General features: G+C 71.6%; 12 protein-coding genes. All 12 read right to left on the reverse strand.

The features are described from left to right. Positions 1–23: 23 nt before the first annotated feature. Entirely contained in the window at positions 24–1,274 is a 1,251-nt protein-coding gene (locus tag RLT59_RS26205) for a PP2C family protein-serine/threonine phosphatase (RefSeq protein WP_399126977.1), read from the reverse strand. Continuing rightward, positions 1,271–4,024, reverse strand: coding sequence for a serine/threonine-protein kinase (locus tag RLT59_RS26210; RefSeq protein ID WP_311305672.1), 2,754 nt, complete (start codon positions 4,022–4,024; stop codon positions 1,271–1,273). Before RLT59_RS26210 ends, RLT59_RS26205 begins: the two co-directional genes overlap by 4 nt. A gap of 124 nt (positions 4,025–4,148) precedes the next feature. Continuing rightward, a complete protein-coding gene (locus tag RLT59_RS26215) occupies positions 4,149–5,480 on the reverse strand; it encodes a coiled-coil domain-containing protein (RefSeq protein WP_311305673.1) in 1,332 nt (443 codons plus the stop codon). 66 nt (positions 5,481–5,546) lie between these two features. After that, complete coding sequence (locus RLT59_RS26220) at positions 5,547–6,599, reverse strand: glutamate ABC transporter substrate-binding protein (RefSeq protein ID WP_399126117.1); 1,053 nt, start codon at positions 6,597–6,599, stop codon at positions 5,547–5,549. A gap of 11 nt (positions 6,600–6,610) precedes the next feature. Continuing rightward, positions 6,611–8,026 (reverse strand): GlnX family signal transduction membrane protein, encoded by a 1,416-nt coding sequence (locus tag RLT59_RS26225; protein WP_399126119.1) that lies wholly within the window; start codon positions 8,024–8,026, stop codon positions 6,611–6,613. Between the two features lie 340 nt (positions 8,027–8,366). After that, positions 8,367–9,341, reverse strand: coding sequence for an N-acetylglucosamine kinase (locus tag RLT59_RS26230; protein ID WP_311305674.1), 975 nt, complete (start codon positions 9,339–9,341; stop codon positions 8,367–8,369). Further along, positions 9,332–10,597 (reverse strand): 6-phospho-beta-glucosidase, encoded by a 1,266-nt coding sequence (locus RLT59_RS26235; RefSeq protein ID WP_311305675.1) that lies wholly within the window; start codon positions 10,595–10,597, stop codon positions 9,332–9,334. Before RLT59_RS26235 ends, RLT59_RS26230 begins: the two co-directional genes overlap by 10 nt. Positions 10,598–10,602: 5 nt before the next feature. Beyond that, positions 10,603–11,505, reverse strand: a complete 903-nt coding sequence (locus RLT59_RS26240) for a carbohydrate ABC transporter permease (protein WP_311305676.1) — start codon at positions 11,503–11,505, stop codon at positions 10,603–10,605. A 1-nt stretch (position 11,506) separates the two neighbouring features. After that, positions 11,507–12,505, reverse strand: a complete 999-nt coding sequence (locus tag RLT59_RS26245) for a carbohydrate ABC transporter permease (RefSeq protein ID WP_311305677.1) — start codon at positions 12,503–12,505, stop codon at positions 11,507–11,509. Positions 12,506–12,516: 11 nt separating this feature from the next. Further along, the gene (locus RLT59_RS26250; protein ID WP_311305678.1) at positions 12,517–13,857 is read right to left on the reverse strand and encodes an ABC transporter substrate-binding protein; all 1,341 of its coding nucleotides are present in this window, start codon (positions 13,855–13,857) and stop codon (positions 12,517–12,519) included. Between the two features lie 133 nt (positions 13,858–13,990). Further along, the gene (locus RLT59_RS26255) at positions 13,991–15,151 is read right to left on the reverse strand and encodes an ROK family transcriptional regulator (protein ID WP_311305679.1); all 1,161 of its coding nucleotides are present in this window, start codon (positions 15,149–15,151) and stop codon (positions 13,991–13,993) included. A 289-nt stretch (positions 15,152–15,440) separates the two neighbouring features. Next, positions 15,441–16,508 carry a mechanosensitive ion channel family protein gene (locus RLT59_RS26260; RefSeq protein ID WP_311305680.1) on the reverse strand — a complete coding sequence of 356 codons (1,068 nt, stop codon included), beginning with the start codon at positions 16,506–16,508 and terminating at the stop codon, positions 15,441–15,443. Positions 16,509–16,817 lie beyond the last annotated feature (309 nt).

Below are 16,817 nucleotides of genomic sequence, written 5' to 3' on the forward strand. Positions count from 1 at the left end.
GCAAGGGGCGGACGGAACAGGACTCAACCGTCGCTCCGGGCGGATCCTGCCCCTTGCGCCGGTACGGCGAACGGCAGCAGTGCCACTGTTACGTTGTCGTGGCCCCCGCCGTCGAGCGCGTGACCCACCAGTACCTGGGCACCGTGCAGCGGCCGTTCGTGCGCGTCCTCGGGCAGCGCGGCGGCCATCTCGGCCGGGGACTCGGCGTAGTTCCACAGGCCGTCCGTGCAGATCACCGCGGTGCCCGGCCGGTCCGGCTTGAACGAGGCGGTGTGCGGCTCCAGTTCGTAGGAGTCGGCGCCCAGCCAGCCGGTGATGGCATGGGCCCGCTCGTCCGCGTACGCCTCCGCCTCGCTCATCAGCCCGGCCGCGACCATCTGCGCGGCCCACGAATCGTCCTCCGTGAGCCGGGCCGGCGGGCTGCTCCGGTCCTCCGGCACCCAGTACACCCGGCTGTCACCGACCCAGCCGACGATCAGCAGCCCGTTGGCCATGATCGCGCCGACCAGGGTGCACGCCGGGGCGTTCTGCTGGCGGTGCGGGTCGCGCTCCGCGGCCCGGCCGGGCTCCTGGGCCAGCCGGTTGACCGACTCGGCGGCGGCCACGATCGCCTCGTGCATCGCCTGCTGCGGATGCGTTCCGCGCGGCAGCGACTCCAGCAGCGACTCGTTGGCGGCGGTCGTCGCGGCGGCCGACGCCTCGTCGGGACGGCTGGCGGAGGACACCCCGTCGCAGACGATCGCCACCACGGCCGGGGTGCCGTCGGGCAGCGCGGTCGTCGAGATCGCGAACGAGTCCTCGTTGCGGTGGTGGCGCAGCCCGCGGTCGGTGACCGCGGCGACCGAGCCGAGCTCCTGCTCCATGTGATCGCGCTCGCGGGGCTGGGCATGGCCGCAGTTCTCGCAGTAGCCGTCGAGGTCGACCCGGCCCGCCCGGCAGGCCACGCACACCTTGGTGCCGGCCGGTGGCGTCGGGGCGGGCTCCGCGACGGCACGGGGATCGGGCGCCGCACCCCCAGCGGCGGCCGCCGCTCCCGCCGCGGGCGCCGCCAGCTCGAAATCGCCGGACGCGGCCGGCGCGGCGACCGGACCGGGCTCTGCGGGGGCGGCCACCGGGGTGCCCATCGCGATCGTCGGGTGGTCCTGCGGCGGTTCGGGCACGGACGACAGGTCGTACCCGCACGCACCGCAGAACAGATCCCCCGGCTCCAGCGGCTCCTGGCAGCCGGGACACCTCGACAAGGCAGCCTCCTGGTCGTTCTGCGACATCTTCACACCCACGTTCGGGGGCGGAAACGGTTTGCCCGCTCCACCAGTTCGATCCTCTCGGCACCGGGCTCCGCAAGCCGGGCGAGCATCCGGTACGAACGTTCGAGCCCGAACCGCAGGCCGCGCTCGTTCAACTCGACTCCGAGCAGCGTCCCGGGCCCCTGCCCGCCGCTCGCGGGCGGGGCCGGGGGACGGGCCGCGGGACTCCCGGAGAGTACCCAGTCGAGCGCCGTCCCCAGCACCTCGGTCGACAACTGCTCCCGGCGCACCGCGTCCAGACCGAGACCGGCCAGCCCGGAGACCTGGGCGGAGGCCGCCATCAGATCGGTGATCAGCGGCTCCTGCGGGGCCCGGTCGCGCAGCCGGGCCCGTACCGCCGCGACCCGGGCCGCCGTGTAGTGGATCGACGCCTCCGGCACGGACTCCAGCGATCTGACGGCCCCGCCCCGGTCCCCGGCGGCGATCTGCACCCGGGCCAGGCCGAACGCCGCGTTCACGAAGCTCGGGTCGGTGGCCCACACCAGCCGGTAGTACTCGGCGGCGTTGTCCAGCTGGCCCAGCACCTCCGCACACACGCCCAGGGCCAGCTTCGGCGCCGGTTCCCCGGGAAACGCGTCGTAGACCGCGTCGAAGGAGAGCGCCGCGTTCTCGTTGTCACCGGTCACCAGGGAGGTGATGCCCCGGTACCAGACCACCCGCCAGTCGTCCGGGTGCTTCAGCTCAAGGGTGGCCAGCGTCTCCTGCGCGGCACCCAGGTCGTTCATCTCCAGGGAGGCGCGCAGCTCGCGCAGCCGGGTCTCCAGCGAGGCGGCCGGTACGGACTGCAGCGCGGCGATCAGCTCGGCGGGCGCCGACGCCATCAGCCCGGCCAGGAAACCCGCGTTGGGGTCGTTCGCGTCGACCCGGGGGACCGGCAGCGCCAGCGACGTGCCCCGCACATCGAGCCCGGCCAGCCGGGGCCCGCCCGAGCCGGACGGGCCGAACGCCCCCGGTCCGGCGCCGGTGTTCGCGGCGGGGGACCGGGGAGCCGGAACGGCGGCCGCCGGCTGCGGAGGGGCGGGCGCGACGGCGTGCCCGGCGCCGCTGACATGGGTGGCGGGCGAGGACACCGGGCCGACGCCCGCCGCGTACCCGGGAGGCGGCCCGGCGGGCAGCGCGCCCGGGACACCGCCCGGCGGCGCCACCGCGGCCTGCGTCGGCGCGGCAGGCGCGGCCGGGAGCGCCCCGGCGCCCTTGCGCCGGCCGAAGCGCCCGGAACCGCGCGTCGCCGCACTCCGCGCCCCGAGACGGGAGACCTCGCCCGTCATACGGCTGAACAGCTCCGTGTCGGTGACCCTCATCTCCGCACCGAACAGCGTCGACAGCGCCGGACGCGGGCGCCCCGTCTGGAGCGACACCACCTCCCGCAACACGCCCATCAGCTGCTCCGCCATCTCGGAGGCAGAGGCGAACCGCCGGGCCGGATCGGGGTCGGTGGCCCGGACCAGCAGCCGGTAGAACGACTCGTACGACCGGAACACCTCGATGTTGTCCGGGTCCGGCAGCGAGTCCACGAAGACGTTCGTGTAGCCCTGGAAGTCGAAGGTGAGCACCGCCAGCGTCCGCGCGACCGTGTACAGGTCGGAGGCGACCGACGGGCCGACCTCCGCGACCTCCGGTGCCTGGTACCCCACCGTGCCGTAGATGGCCGACTCGTCGTCGTCCATCCGGCGGACCGCGCCCATGTCGATCAGCTTCAGCTGGTCCTCGGTCTGGATCGCGTTGTCGACCTTGAAGTCGCAGTACAGCAGGTTGCGGCTGTGCAGGTGCCCCAGCGCCTCCAGCGCCTCGATGCCGAACGCGCACGCCTGCTCGACCGGCAGCGGATCCCGCTTCCCGGCCGGGGTGCGCCGCTCGTTGGCGATCTCCTTGAGGGCCTTGCCGCCCACGTACTCCATCACTATGTAGCCGTCCAGCGAACCGGTGCGCTGGTCGAGGTGCTCGACGAAGTTGTAGATACGGACGATGTTGGAGTGCTCGATCTCGGCGAGGAACCGGCGCTCGGAGATGGCCGCCGCCATGGCGTCCTGGTCACCTGTGTCGAGCAGGCCCTTGAGCACCACCCAGCGGTCGGAGACCGCCCGGTCCACCGCGAGGTAGACCCAGCCGAGCCCGCCGTGCGCCAGACAGCCCGCGACCTCGTACTGGCCGTGCACGACATCGCCGTCCTGGAGCTTGGGCGTGAACGAGTACGGGTGGCCGCACTTGGTGCAGAACCCCTCCGTACGCCCTGGCTGCGCGCCCCTGGCCCGGCCCACCGGCGCCCCGCAGTCCGAACGCGAACAGAACCGCTTGCGCTCGGGCACCTCCGGGTTCTCCATCACGGCGGTACGCGGATCCGGACGCGGCACATCCGGTACGAGCACCAGCCCGGCACCCAGCCGGTTCCGCCCGGAGACACCGGTCGAGGAACCGGAGGAGCGCACCGAGACCGAACGCGAGGACCCGCTCGCGGAGACCGCGCGCGAGAGCCGCCCCGACACCGACCGCCGCGACGTCGACGAACGCGAGGACGCCCTCGACGACGCCCGCGAACTGCCGCGTGCAGAGGAGCTGGAGCTGCCCCGCCCGCCGCCCGCGATCCCGGTGGGCGGCGAACTCACCATACCCGTGGGGGAGACGACCGGCGCCAGACCGCAGGTGTCGCAGTACAGCTCACCGCCGCCCATGTCCTCGTAACTGCCCTCGCACGCGGGGCGCTGGCACTGCGTACTCATGGTCATTCCCCCTGTTCGCCCCGCCGCCGCGGCGGCCACGTCGATCCGATACTGCCCGTCCCGCCACCGCCTGTCCCGCCACGGCCCGTCCGGTCCGGCGGATGCCCCTCGGGCACCAGCGGCCTCACCGGCCCCGCCGGTCTTCTGGTCCCGACGCCCGCCGCTGCCCCATCAGTTCCAGCGCCGCGTCCTGATAACGCTGCACCGCCTGGGCGGCGACCCGCAGATCGCAGGGCGCGCTCCACAGCATCCGGCGCGCCGCGTCGTACCGCTCGATCAGGACCGGGTCCTCCGCCAGTCCGTGCCGGGCCACCTTCGCCTTGTACGCGTCCAGCCGGCCACGCAGCTCCGCCCGCACGGCCAACGGGGCGGTGACCGCCGTCAGCTGCTCCCTGGCCCGCAGCAACTCCTCCTCCGCCTGCCGCTCCAGGGTCTCCAGAAGCGGCGAGAGCCGGTGCCACTGCGCGTGCCTGCGGTACTCGGAAGCGGCGGCGAGACGCTCCTGGAGCGCGGTGGGCGGGCCGTTGACCGCGGGCACCTCGGACGCGGCGATCTTGGCCAGCACCTCGCCGCGCGCCGAGCGGGCCTCGGCCAGTGTGCGGTCCGCCCGGGAGAGCACGTCGCGCAGCTGGACCAGCCGCTGCTCGGCGTCCTGCCGGACCGCGAGCACCGCCTCGATCTCCCGCCGCACCTCCTCCAGCGCACGGGCCGCCCGGTCGTAGCGCGTGGTGTCGGGGCGTCCGCCGCCGGGCGCCGAACTGCCGGGCCCCGGCAGCCAGAACGCCAGCGGATCGGAGATCACCTGCACCCGCAGCGTGGCCAGCTCCTGGGTGATCGACTCCAGATCGTCCCCCGACGGGTGCTCGCCCGGCCGCACCCCGACCGAGTGCGCCAGCGAGCTGGTGCGGCGCAGTTCGGCGGCGAGCAGATCTATCCGGGCGGGCATCGCCGACCACACGGAGTCGGAGGCGACGACCATGTCCAGCGAGCGGGCGTACAGCTCGTTCATCCGGTTGACCAGCTCCGCCAGCGTGAACCGCTCGGAGAGCCTGGCCGGGCCGGTGATCGACGGATCGGGACGGGCGGCGGCATGCGCCACCGTGACGCCGTCGCCGCGCAGCAGTTCGGTCAGGGCCGTCAGGTCGTCCCGGTTCGGGTGGCGCCGCCTGGCCCGCACCTCACGGGCCTGGTGCAGCACCCCCGCGTAGGCGTCGAAATAGCTCCACAGCAGCGTGATCGACTGCTCGGTGACGCTCCAGCGCTCCCTGGTGACACCGGTCAGCTCCGCGCCCTCCAGGAGCCGGCGTCCGGCGTGGTCCTGGAGGGCGAGCAGCGAGGTCTCGATCGCCTCGTGCTCCGCGCCGAGCCGGGCCAGCGCACGGTCCGCCTCGTCCCGGTCCATGACCGGGCCGGGGGGCCGGGCCGCGTAGCTGGGGAAGGGGCCCGCGACGCCCATCGATCACCTCTCCGCTCTCCCTGCCGGACGGGCCCGGCAGGTTCCGCCTGATCCGAGGACCAGGCCCTAGTTGCTGCGGTACTTGGGCACCGGCGGTGCCGTGATTCCGGGCAGACCGTCCTGCAGCCAGTTGCGGTAGGACCGCATCCACGGGCTGTTCTTGCCGCCGGCCCGGTAGTCGACCAGCACCTGGTTGACCCGGGCCACCAGATCGTCCGCGCCCTTCTTCGTGGCCACGCCGTAGTACTCGGTGGTGAAGGGCTTGTCGCCCTTGAGCTCCACGGCCGGGTCCTGGGCGGCCTGGCCGGCCGCCAGGGCGTTGTCCGTGACGATCGCGTCGACCTCGCCCATCTGGAGCCGCACCAGGCAGTCCAGCTGGTTGGGGACGGTGAGCAGGTCCTCGTCGGCGTCGGTGCCGTCGTGCTTGTCCTTGAACACCGAGCCGAACGACTGCTTCTGCAGCGCCTCGTACGCCGTGGACCCCTCCGCGGTACAGACCCGCTTGCCGGCCAGCGAGGAGTCGTAACCCGTGATCGTGGATTCCTTGGGGGCCAGGACCTGCTGCCCGGCCTGGAAGTAGGCGGTGGAGAACGAGACCTGGTCGAGCCGGGCGCAGTTGATCGTCATCGTCCGGACGACGACGTCTACCTTGTCGTTCTCCAGGGCGGCGATCCGCTGGTTGGTGGGGATCGCCCGGAAGATCACGTCGTCCGGGTCGCCCAGGATGTCCTTGGCGATGGCCCGCACCAGATCGATGTCGAAGCCTTCGAGACCCCGGGACTCCGGATTGCGGTACCCCCACTGGAAGCTGTTCTGGTCGACGCCCGCGATCAGCTTCCCGCGCGCCTTGATGCGGTCGATGGCGGCGCCGCCGGAGACGGACGGCGGCAGGCTGGCGTCCGGATCGGTGCAGTCGTCGGCCCGCGCCTGCACGGCGCGTGCCGCGCCCGGTCCCGAGGCCCCCTCGCCGAAGGCGTCGCCGCCGCTGTGGGAGAGCGGCAGCAGGGTCAGCGCCGCCGTCATCGCGCAGGCCACGGCCATGGCGGTCACACCACCCCAGCCGCGCAGCCTGCGCAGCGGGCCCGCGGGCCCCGTCCTGGGCTCGTCCTTCCCTGTCATCGCTCCCCCTGTCACCGGAACTCCGAGAGCCTGCGGTTGACCCCGACGATCGCGGCGACCGCGCCCAGCACGGCGAGGGCCGCCGCGCCTATCGGCAGCCCGCCCAGCGCACCGCGCCCGTCCCGCGCGGCCCGGGTGAACTCTTCCTGCTCATGGGCGAGCGCCCGCTGCAGCGCGTCGTCCACGCGGTTGAACGACTCACCGGTCGAGCCCTTCGTCGAGTCCGCCGTCCCGATGATCTGGGTCAGCGCGGTGTCGTAGTCGCCGCTGTCGTCGGTCTTGCGGGCGGTCCGGTGGCGGCTCTGCCACTCGGTGACACCCGTGATGGCCTTCGCCACCGGTTCGCCGCCCACTGTGTCGCCGGTGTCCTCGGCGAGCTTCGCGGCCCTGTCCAGCTCCGCGACGAGTGCCTTCATGCCCGTGCCGTAGTCGGTCTCGTACTTGTCGTTCTTCCCGTCCGCGGTGAGCACCGCACCCCGGGCGACCACGGTGAGGGTCTCGTTGGCGCGCGCCTTCAGCGAGTCGATGCGCGCCCGGTTGAGCACGTCCAGCGACTGCTGCCCGCGGGTGTTGGCGTCGGACAGATCGGAGCGGGCCACCGAATGCCCCACCGCCAGCCACAGCAGGACCACCAGCGAAGCCGCGGTCGCGGCCAGCAGGCCCTGGTTGAGCACCCGGTTCGTCCGCTGGAAGTTGCGCCGCTGCGCCCAGAGCAGCACGATCAGCGCGATCACACCGATGGCGAGCGAGAAGAACGGCCAGGTGCGCGCGGAGTCGTAGTCCTGGCCGAGCCGGCCGGTCTCCGCCGCGTACAGCCGCTCGGCGGCCGGCAGCATGTCGTTGGCCATCTTCTGGTTCGCGTACCGGAGATAGGCGCCGCCCAGCGGCAGCCCCTGCCGGTTGCTCGCGCGGGCCCGCTCGATCAGCCCGGTGTAGCGCGGGAGTTCCTTGTTGAGGGTGGTGATCTCGTGGCCGGACTTCGTCGAGGAGTCCGTGTTGGCCGCGGCCTTCACCAGCAGCCGGGAGGCCTCGTCGATGTCCGCCACGTACTGCTCGTGGACCTTGCTCGGCTCCTGCGGCCCGGCCAGGAATCCGCTCGCCGCGGCCGCGTCGGCGTCGGCCAGCGAGCGGTAGATGTCGGCGGCGTCCGCGCTGAGCTGCTGACTGTGCGTCAGCACGTCGTCGGCGGAGGCTGCCCGGCCGGAGACCTCGAACGCCGTCACGGCCCCGAACGCGATGACGAGCAGGGCCAGTACCGCCCCGATGATCTGGAGCCGGCCCGGTTCGGTCGTCGCCGCGGCGCGCAGCCGCTCCGTGACCACCGCGCGGCCACCGCGCTGCGGCGGCACGGCTGCGGGAGCCGGCGCGGGCGCCCGCTCCGGCGCGCGTCGCGGCGGCGCAGGCCGCACATTCGGCGGGTGTGTCACTTGACCTCCCCCTCGGTCACTGACGGCGGCCCGCCCCCCGGCCGATCGGGGGACTGGTACCCGGCCAGAAGTATGGCCGCAGGGAACGGCGTCCATACAACGAACGCCCGGATCCCGCACCGGTCCACGAACGCGGCGACCCGCGGACAACCGCACCCAACAGCATTCGATCAAGGCCGACGCCGCCGATCAAGACGATCGACGGCGCAATCATGCGAAGTCCTACCGGTCTCCCCAACAAGGAACACGTTCGGGGCGGCTGATCGGTTCCCCGCGAGAGGGGCGCCCCGAAGCACGAATGCTACGGGACGCCCCTGCTGCCCTCCGAGGTCACACCGCGTCAGGCGTACTGCGCCCGCAGCCTCTCGTGCACCTCGGGCGCCGCACCCGTGTGGTCCAGGCCCAGCAGCCCCGCGCCCAGCACCGGGGACTCCTCGACCACCCGGACCGCCGCCTTCGGGGCCCGCTCCGCGAGGAGTTCGGATATCCGGCCGTCCAGCTGCGGATGGCGCGCGGCCAGCACGCTGCCGCCCAGCACCACCGGGGCCTGCTCGTCCAGCAGCCCGAGCCGGTCCAGGGCGACCGAGGCCATCGCCACGACCTCCTCGGCCAGCCGGTCCACCAGGCCGCGCGCCACCGGGTCTCCGGCCGCGCCGGTCGCGAAGAGCACCGGCGTCAGCTCGTGCCGCCGTTCGAACGCGATCCGGCCCAGATGCAGCGCCTCTATCAGCGCGTACATCGAGCCGAGCCCGAAGTGACCGGGCAGCGTACGGGCCAGCTCGGTCGGCTCGCCCCGGCCGTCCGCCGCCCGCGCGGCGAACCACAGCGCCTCCTCAGCCAGCCCCGAACCCCCGCCCCAGTCACCGGATATCCGGCCGATGGCGGGGAAGCGCGCGGTGCGCCCGTCCGGCACCATGCCGACGCAGTTGATCCCCGCGCCGCACACCACCGCCACGCCACGCGGCTCGTCGACCCCGGCCCGCAGGATCGCGAAGGTGTCGTTGCGCACCTCCACCGTGCGGCCCCAGCCGCGCTCGCCCAGGGCCTCGGTCAGCTGCTCCTCCTCGACCGGCAGATCGGCGTTGGCGAGGCAGGCCGACACATGGGCGACGCTCTCCGCCCCCACGCCGGCCGAGGACAGCGCCCGCTCCACCGCGGAGCCGAGCGCGTCGACGGCCGTGCCGATGCCGACCACGGGTGGCTGGAAGCCGCCGCCGCGGGCCGTGGACAGCACCGTGCCGTCCGCACCGATCAGTGCCACATCGGTCTTGCTGTTCCCCGCGTCGATCGCGAGGACCGAACCGTTCACGCCCACAGGAGGTGCTCCCGGTTGTGCGCGATCAGCTTGTCCGTGAGTGCTTCCGCGTACTCGAACTGGCCGATCAGGGGGTGCGCGAGCAGGGCCTTGAACACCCGGTCGCGGCCCCCGCGCAGCGCGGCCTCCAGCGCGAGGTCCTCGTACGCCGTCACATTGCCGATCAGCCCGGCGTAGAGCGGGTCGAGCGGTGCGACGGCGAGCGGCACCGCACCCGTTCGGTCCACCGAGGCCTGCACCTCGATCACCGCGTCGTCGGGGAGGAACGGCAGCGTCCCGTTGTTGTAGGTGTTGACCACCTGGTGGGTGGAGCCGCCGCTGCCCAGCAGCGAGGCGGCCAGGTCCACGGCCGCCTCCGAGTAGAAGGCGCCGCCGCGCTTTCCGAGCAGCGCGGGCTTCTCGTCCAGCGCCGGGTCGCCGTACATGGCGAGCAGTTCCTTCTCCATCGCGGCGACCTCGACGGCCCGCGAGGGCTTGGTGCCCAGCTCCCGCACGACCTCGTCGTGCGCGTAGAAGTAGCGCAGGTAGTACGAGGGGACGACGCCCAGGCGGTCCACGATCGCCCTCGGCATGTGCAGGTCGTCCGCGATCGCGTCGCCGTGCTCCGCGATCAGCCGGGGCAGCACGTTCTCGCCCCCGGGGCCGCCGAGGCGCACCCCGGTCTCCCAGGTCAGGTGGTTCAGCCCGACGTGGTCGAGGTGCACCTCACCCGGGGTCACGTCGAGCAGCCGGGCGAACTTGCGCTGGAAGCCGATCGCCACGTTGCACAGGCCGACCGCCTTGTGACCGGCCTGGAGCAGCGCCCGGGTCACGATGCCGACGGGGTTGGTGAAGTCGATGATCCACGCGTTCGGGTTGGTGCGCCGGACGCGCTCCGCGATGTCCAGGACGACCGGGACGGTGCGCATGGCCTTGGCGAGGCCGCCGGCGCCGGTGGTCTCCTGGCCGACGCAGCCGCACTCCAGCGGCCACGCCTCGTCCTTGGCACGGGCGGCCTGGCCGCCCACCCGGAGCTGGAGCAGCACCGCGTCGGCGCCGGCCACCCCCGCGTCGATGTCGGTGGTGGTGACGATCCGGCCGGGGTGGCCCTGCTTGGCGAAGATCCGCCGCGCCAGGCCCCCGACGAGTTCGAGCCGGTCGGCCGCCGGGTCGACGAGCACCAGCTCCTCGACCGGCAGGGTGTCCCGCAGCCGTGCGAATCCGTCGATCAGTTCAGGTGTGTAGGTGGACCCGCCACCAACTACTGCGAGCTTCATGGTTCTCAGCCCTTTACTCCGGTGAGGGTGACGCCTTCTACGAAGGCCTTCTGTGCGAAGAAGAACACGATGATGACCGGCGCCATGACGAGCAGCGTCGCGGCCATGGTCATGTTCCAGTTGACCGCGTGGGCGCTCTTGAAGGACTCCAGGCCGTAGCTCAGGGTCCAGGCGCCGGGGTTCTGCGCGGCGTAGATCTGCGGGCCGAAGTAGTCGTTCCAGCAGTAGAAGAACTGGAAGAGCGCCACGGCCGCGATCCCGGGCTTGGCCATCGGTACGACGATCTTGAGCAGGGTGCGCAGCTCACCGCAGCCGTCGACCTTCGCCGACTCGATGTACTCCTGCGGAATGGTGAGCAGGAACTGCCGCAGCAGGAAGATCGAGTACGCGTCGCCGAACGCCATCGGGATGATCAGCGGCCACAGCGAGCCCGAGAGGTGGAACTGCTGCGCCCACACCAGGTACATCGGGATGATGATGACCTGCGGCGGCAGCATCATCGTGGAGATGACGAGGATCATCGCGGTGCGCCGGCCGCGGAAGCGGAACTTGGCCAGCGCGTAGGCGACCGGCACCGAGGAGCACACCGTGAACACGGTGCCCACCACCGCGTACATCAGCGAGTTGCGCCACCAGTCGAGGAATCCCGGGGTGTGGAAGACGGCCGAGTAGTTCGACCAGTGCCAGGAGTCCGGCCACAGGTCGCCGCTCATCGCCTGCCCGTCGCTCATCACCGAGGTGAGGAAGACGAAGACGAACGGCAGGACGAAGAAGAGGGCGAGCGCGAGGGCCACGGAGTGGACCGCGATCCAGTTCAGGACACGCCTGCGGCGGTGTCTGGCCGCGTCACGGCCGTCCCCGCGGCTGGGCGCGGTGGTCTGCGGCCTGGTCAGGGTAGTGGTGGTCATCTCAGTCCTCCGCCGGAACGAGGCCGACGCTCTTGCGCATCAGCAGAAGGGTGACGGCCATGGCAATGGCGAAGAGCACGAGCGAGAGAACGCACGCGGCACCGGTGTTGAAGTTCTGGAAGCCCATCGAGTAGACGAGCTGGGGCACGGTCAGGGTGGAGTGGTCCGGGTAGCCGGGCTGGATCACCGTGCCGGGACCGATGGAGACGCCGGAGGCGAGCTTCCCCGCGACGAGGGCCTGCGTGTAGTACTGCATCGTCTGCACGACGCCGGTCACGACGGCGAACAGCACGATCGGGGTGATCGCGGGCCAGGTGACGTAACGGAACTTCGTCCAGGCGCCCGCGCCGTCCAGTTCGGCGGCCTCGTACTGCTCCTTGGGCACGTCCAGCAGCGAGGCCATGAAGATGACCATCAGATCGCCGATGCCCCAGAGGGAGAGCAGGACCAGCGAGGGCTTGGACCAGTTGGGGTCGTTGAACCAGCTGGGGCCGCTGATCCCGATCCACGAGAGCATCTCGTTGACCGGTCCGGTGGACGGGTTGAGCAGGAAGACGAAGGAGACGGTCGCCGCGACCGGCGGGGCCAGGTAGGGGATGTAGAAGGCCGTACGGAACAGCCCCACGCCCGACTTGATCTTCGTGATCAGCAGACCGACGCCGAGACCGAACACCACGCGCAGCGCGACCATCACGACGACCAGCCACAGCGTGTTCCACAGCGCCGGACCGAACAGCGGCATCTGGTCCAGCACGTACTTCCAGTTCCGCAGCCCGACGAAGGTGGGGGCCTTGATCTGGTTGTAGTGCATGAACGAGAAGTAGACGGTCGCGATCAGCGGGTAGCCGAAGAAGACGGTGAAGCCGACCAGCCAGGGGGAGAGGAATCCCAGGGTGCGCAGCCGCTCGCGGTTCTTCTTGCGTCGCAGGGGGGAGTTGCGGGGGGCCGGTTCGGTCGCCCGCCCGGCGGACTTCGCCGAGGTGGAGAGGGAAAGTGCCATGACTCGGCTCCTCAGTTTTCCGACTGGACGTTGTCGGCGTCGATCTGGTCGTCGAGTTTCTTCAGCGCGCCGTGCAGGTCCTTGGTCCTGCCGGCCTCGACCGACTGCGAGAAGTCACCGAACGAGTTGATGTACTGCCCGCCGTTGTTCGAGGGCGGGACGGCCTGGCTGTGCGGGTTCTGCGCGATCTTGATGAAGGCGCGGAAGGCCGGGTCGGCGTCCAGGTCGGGCGACTTGAGCGCGTCGAACGTGGACGGCACGTTGTGGATCGCGTTGGCGAAGTGGACGACCGGCTCGGTGTCGATCGTCAGGTACTTCACCAGCTCCCAGGCCGCGTTCTGGTGCCGGCTGCTGTGCGCGATGCCGGCGACGGTTCCGGTCAGGTAGCCACGCCCGTAGGTGTCGGCCTGGTCGTCCGGGACCGGCAGCGGGGCGACGCCCCAGTCGAACTTCGCCTTGGCCTCCTTGAGCATCAGCCCACGCCACTCACCGTCCAGATGCATGGCGAGCTTGCCGGTCAGGAAGCCGTTCTGGGACGACATCTCGTCGCCGAAGGTGGCCCGGAGCCGCTCCATGGCCTGATAGCCGCCCTGCGCGTCGGACAGACCGCGCATGGTGGAGAAGAACTGCTCGGTCTTGGGCTCGTCGGCGAGCCTCGCCTTGCCCTGACCGTCGAAGTACTGCGGGCCCCACTGGGCGAACATCCGGTCGGGGGCGTTCTGGTAGAGCCGGAAGTTCGGCATGAACCCGGCGCGTTCGAGCGAGCCGTTCTTGCTCTTCCGCGTCAGCTTGACCGCGTCGGCCTTCATCTCGGACATGGTGTGCGGGGGCCGGGCGATCCCGGCCTCCTTGAAGGCGTCCTTGTTGTAGTACATGCCGAACGCGTCGGCGAGCAGCGGCGTCGCGCACTGGACGCCCTCGTACTGGGTGTAGTCCAGCAGGGTCTTCGGGAAGACCTTCGTCTTGTCGATCCCGCTCTTCTTCATGAAGGGGTCCAGGTCCGCCCACATGCCGGAGGAGCAGTACTGGCCGACGTTGTTGGTGATGAACGAGGTGACGACGTCGGGGGCGTCGCCGCCGCCCGCGCGCAGCGCCTGGTTGATCGTCTCGTCGCTCACGTTGCCGGTGGAGACGACGTGGATGTTCGGGTGGAGCTTCTCGAAGCGGGCGATGTTCTCGTTGATCGCCTTGGCCTCGCTGGGGGCCGACCAGCCGTGCCAGAACTTCAGCGTGACGGGCTTCGTGGGATCGTCGGTGTTACTGCCGGTGCTCGGGTTGGCGCAGCCGGCCAGCAGCAGAGCGGCTGCGCCGAACGCCACGGGCACACGGGTGCGTATGTGCCATCGCGCCATGTCGGACTTCCTTTACGGGGGAGGGAAGGGCGTGGGAACCCAGCCGGGGGGGGGACGGGGGCGGGGGGTGTGCGGGCATGGGGGTGCCGTGCGGCTTGCCGGGCCGGGGACGGTGGCAGGGGTGGCGCGTCGCTCAGGCGGTGTCGAAGGTGGTGTCGCGCGCCTGGGCGAGAGCGGTGCGCAGTGCGCCGGTCAAGATCGGGTCGCCCTCGATGTCGCTGATGCGCAGCAGCGGTCTCGGCAGCGCGAGGCCGGTCAGCTCGGCCTCGACCCGCTCGCGGAGGGCCTCTCCGCCGGCCTGGGCCACGACACCGGACAGGACGACCAGTTCGGGGTCGACGACGGCCACAATGGCGGCGAGGCCGGTGGCCAGCCTGCGGGCGACCTCGTCGCGGACGGCCTCGTCGGCCAGGGCCTCGGCCGGCGGCCTGCCGCCCGCCAGGTCCTGTACGGCTGGGGAGGAGACCAGGCTCTGGAAACCGCCGCCCGCGTCCGGCCTCGCCCAGTCGGCCGCGTTGCCGCGGGCGAGCGGGGCACCTGGCAGCGGCATGTAACCGATCTCCCCGGCGCCGCCGGTGGCCCCGCGCAGCAGGGTTCCGCCCAGCACGATGGCGGCGCCGACGCCTTCGTCGAGCCAGGCGAGCACGAAGTCGTCGTGGTCCTGCGCGGCGCCCTCGTACTGTTCGGCGATGGCGGCGAGGTTCACGTCGTTCTCGATGGTGACCGGCCTGCCGACCACCTCCGCGAGGTCGGCGAGCAGGGTGCGCGAGTGCCAGCCGGGCAGGTGCGGGGCGTAGCGCAGCTGGCCGGTGTGCCGGTCGATCGCGCCCGGCGTGCCGATCACCACGCTCTGCAGATCGTCATGGCCGAGACCGACCCGGTCGAGGGCGCCGTCCACCGCTTCCGCGACGAGCTGGGCGGTGCGGTGGCGTACGTCCTCCTCGACCGCCTCGGCCTCCACGCGGCACGAGCCGACCACGGTGCCGGTGATGTCGGCGACGACCGCGTCGATGCCGGTGGGCCCGACGGAGAGCGCGGCCACATGGGCGGCGGACGGGTTGATCTCGTACAGCACGGCATTCGGGCCGGGGCGCCCGCCCTGGCTGCCGGTCGAACGGACCAGCCCCGCGGCCTCCAGCCGGGTCAGCAGCTGGGACGCGGTGGGCTTGGAGAGCCCGGTGAGCTCGCCGATCCGGGTCCGGGTGAGGGGCCCCTGGGCGACCAGCAGGTCGAGGGCGGCCCGGTCGTTCATGGCCCGCAGAACGCGGGGGGTTCCCGGTGTGGTTCCGGCCATGACCACTGCACCTGCCCTCTGTTAGGAAACTTTCCTATTCGGTGTGAGGACCGTAGGGCGCGTGTCACCGGGGCGTCAATGGGCTGCAGCGCTGTGGCAACCAAAGCGTTACCTGGACGGTGGGCGGTGCGGATCCTCGCCCGTCGGGAGGCGCCTGAGGAGGCATTCCCAACAGGGCGCCGCCCGAACCGAGTTGACGGCAGGGCATCCAGCGGCGGCCGCTGGAGACAACGAGTGAGGGGCACCCCGCAGGCCTTCGCGGGGCACCCCTCACTCGAACGGAAGAGCGTTACTTCGCGATGTTCGGGGGCTGGACTATCGGGGTCGCCGCCAGGGACTGCGGCGAGGTGGCGGAGGCGTACGCGGACGGGGCGGCCATACCGGCCGTCGGGTCGGCCGCCGCTGCCTCGTCGGGCTGGGCCGGGATGCCGCCGATCATCCGGATGCCCGCCTCGTCGAAGGCGTGCTTGATCCGCCAGCGCAGCTCGCGCTCCACGCCCACGGCCTGCCCCGGCATCGTCTTGGCGGTCACCCGGACCGTCATCGAGTCCAGCAGCACCGTGTCCAGGCCCAGGATCTCCACCGGACCCCACAGACGCTCGGTCCACGGGTCGTCCTTGGCCATCAGCTGGGCGGCCTCCGTGATCACCGTACGGACCTGGTCGAGGTCCTCCGTGGGGCGCACCTGCACGTCGATGCCCGCGGTGGACCAGCCCTGGCTGAGGTTGCCGATCCGCTTCACCTCGCCGTTGCGGACGTACCAGATCGCACCGTTCTCGCCGCGCAGCTTGGTGACCCGCAGGCCGACCTCGATGACCTCTCCGGAGGCGACGCCCGCGTCGATGGTGTCGCCGACGCCGTACTGGTCCTCAAGGATCATGAAGACGCCGGAGAGGAAGTCGGTGACCAGGTTGCGGGCGCCGAAGCCGAGCGCCACCCCGGCCACCCCGGCTGAGGCCAGCAGCGGGGCCAGGTTGATCTGGAACGCGCCCAGGATCATCAGGGCGGCGGTGCCGAGGATCAGGAACGAGGCCACCGAACGGAGTACGGAGCCGATCGCCTCCGAGCGCTGGCGGCGGCGCTCGGCGTTGACCAGCAGCCCGCCCAGCGCGGTGCCCTCCACCGCCTGGGCGCTGCGGTTCATGCGCTCGATGAGCTTGGTCAGGGTACGGCGGACCGCGATGCGCAACACGATCGCGATGGCGGCGATGAGCACGATCCGCAGACCGGTGTTCAGCCAGGTGGACCAGTTCTGCTCCACCCAGCCCGCGGCGTTGCCTGCCTGCTTGGCGGCTTCGTCCAGCGAGCCACCCGGCTCGGGTGACTGGGCTGCGGCCAACAGGGCGGACAGGGACACGGCGAAACCTCCAGTTGGGCGAGCGCTGACCAACCACACTAACGGGGCATCGGGCGTGCTCCGTTGCCGTGATCCGGGGGAGAGACGCGTCTCACCCGGGGATATGGAGGAGGTAAGGGTCCCGGTCTGCGGCGCCGCGTGTGGCCGATCGCACACCGGGTGCGGCGGCCGGCGGCAGGGCCCCCGAAGCGCCTGTTCCGGTGCCTTTCCGCCGCTGGGACGGCACGGCCGGAAGGAAAATCCTTCCGGCCCGTTACCCGGACGTGGTGGCGCTTTGACCAGGCCGGAGGGGAGACTGAGATCGGATCG

Source organism: Streptomyces sp. ITFR-6 (assembly GCF_031844725.1).
GTDB lineage: Bacteria > Actinomycetota > Actinomycetes > Streptomycetales > Streptomycetaceae > Streptomyces.

Excerpts from the sequence above, each read along its gene's own strand:
- RLT59_RS26210 (WP_311305672.1), bottom strand. The coding sequence starts at position 4,024 with ATGAGTACGCAGTGCCAGCGCCCCGCGTGCGAGGGCAGTTACGAGGAC.
- RLT59_RS26215 (WP_311305673.1), bottom strand. The coding sequence starts at position 5,480 with ATGGGCGTCGCGGGCCCCTTCCCCAGCTACGCGGCCCGGCCCCCCGGC.
- RLT59_RS26220 (WP_399126117.1), bottom strand. The coding sequence starts at position 6,599 with ATGACAGGGAAGGACGAGCCCAGGACGGGGCCCGCGGGCCCGCTGCGC.
- RLT59_RS26235 (WP_311305675.1), bottom strand. The coding sequence starts at position 10,597 with ATGAAGCTCGCAGTAGTTGGTGGCGGGTCCACCTACACACCTGAACTG.
- RLT59_RS26240 (WP_311305676.1), bottom strand. The coding sequence starts at position 11,505 with ATGACCACCACTACCCTGACCAGGCCGCAGACCACCGCGCCCAGCCGC.
- RLT59_RS26245 (WP_311305677.1), bottom strand. The coding sequence starts at position 12,505 with ATGGCACTTTCCCTCTCCACCTCGGCGAAGTCCGCCGGGCGGGCGACC.
- RLT59_RS26250 (WP_311305678.1), bottom strand. The coding sequence starts at position 13,857 with ATGGCGCGATGGCACATACGCACCCGTGTGCCCGTGGCGTTCGGCGCA.
- RLT59_RS26255 (WP_311305679.1), bottom strand. The coding sequence starts at position 15,151 with ATGGCCGGAACCACACCGGGAACCCCCCGCGTTCTGCGGGCCATGAAC.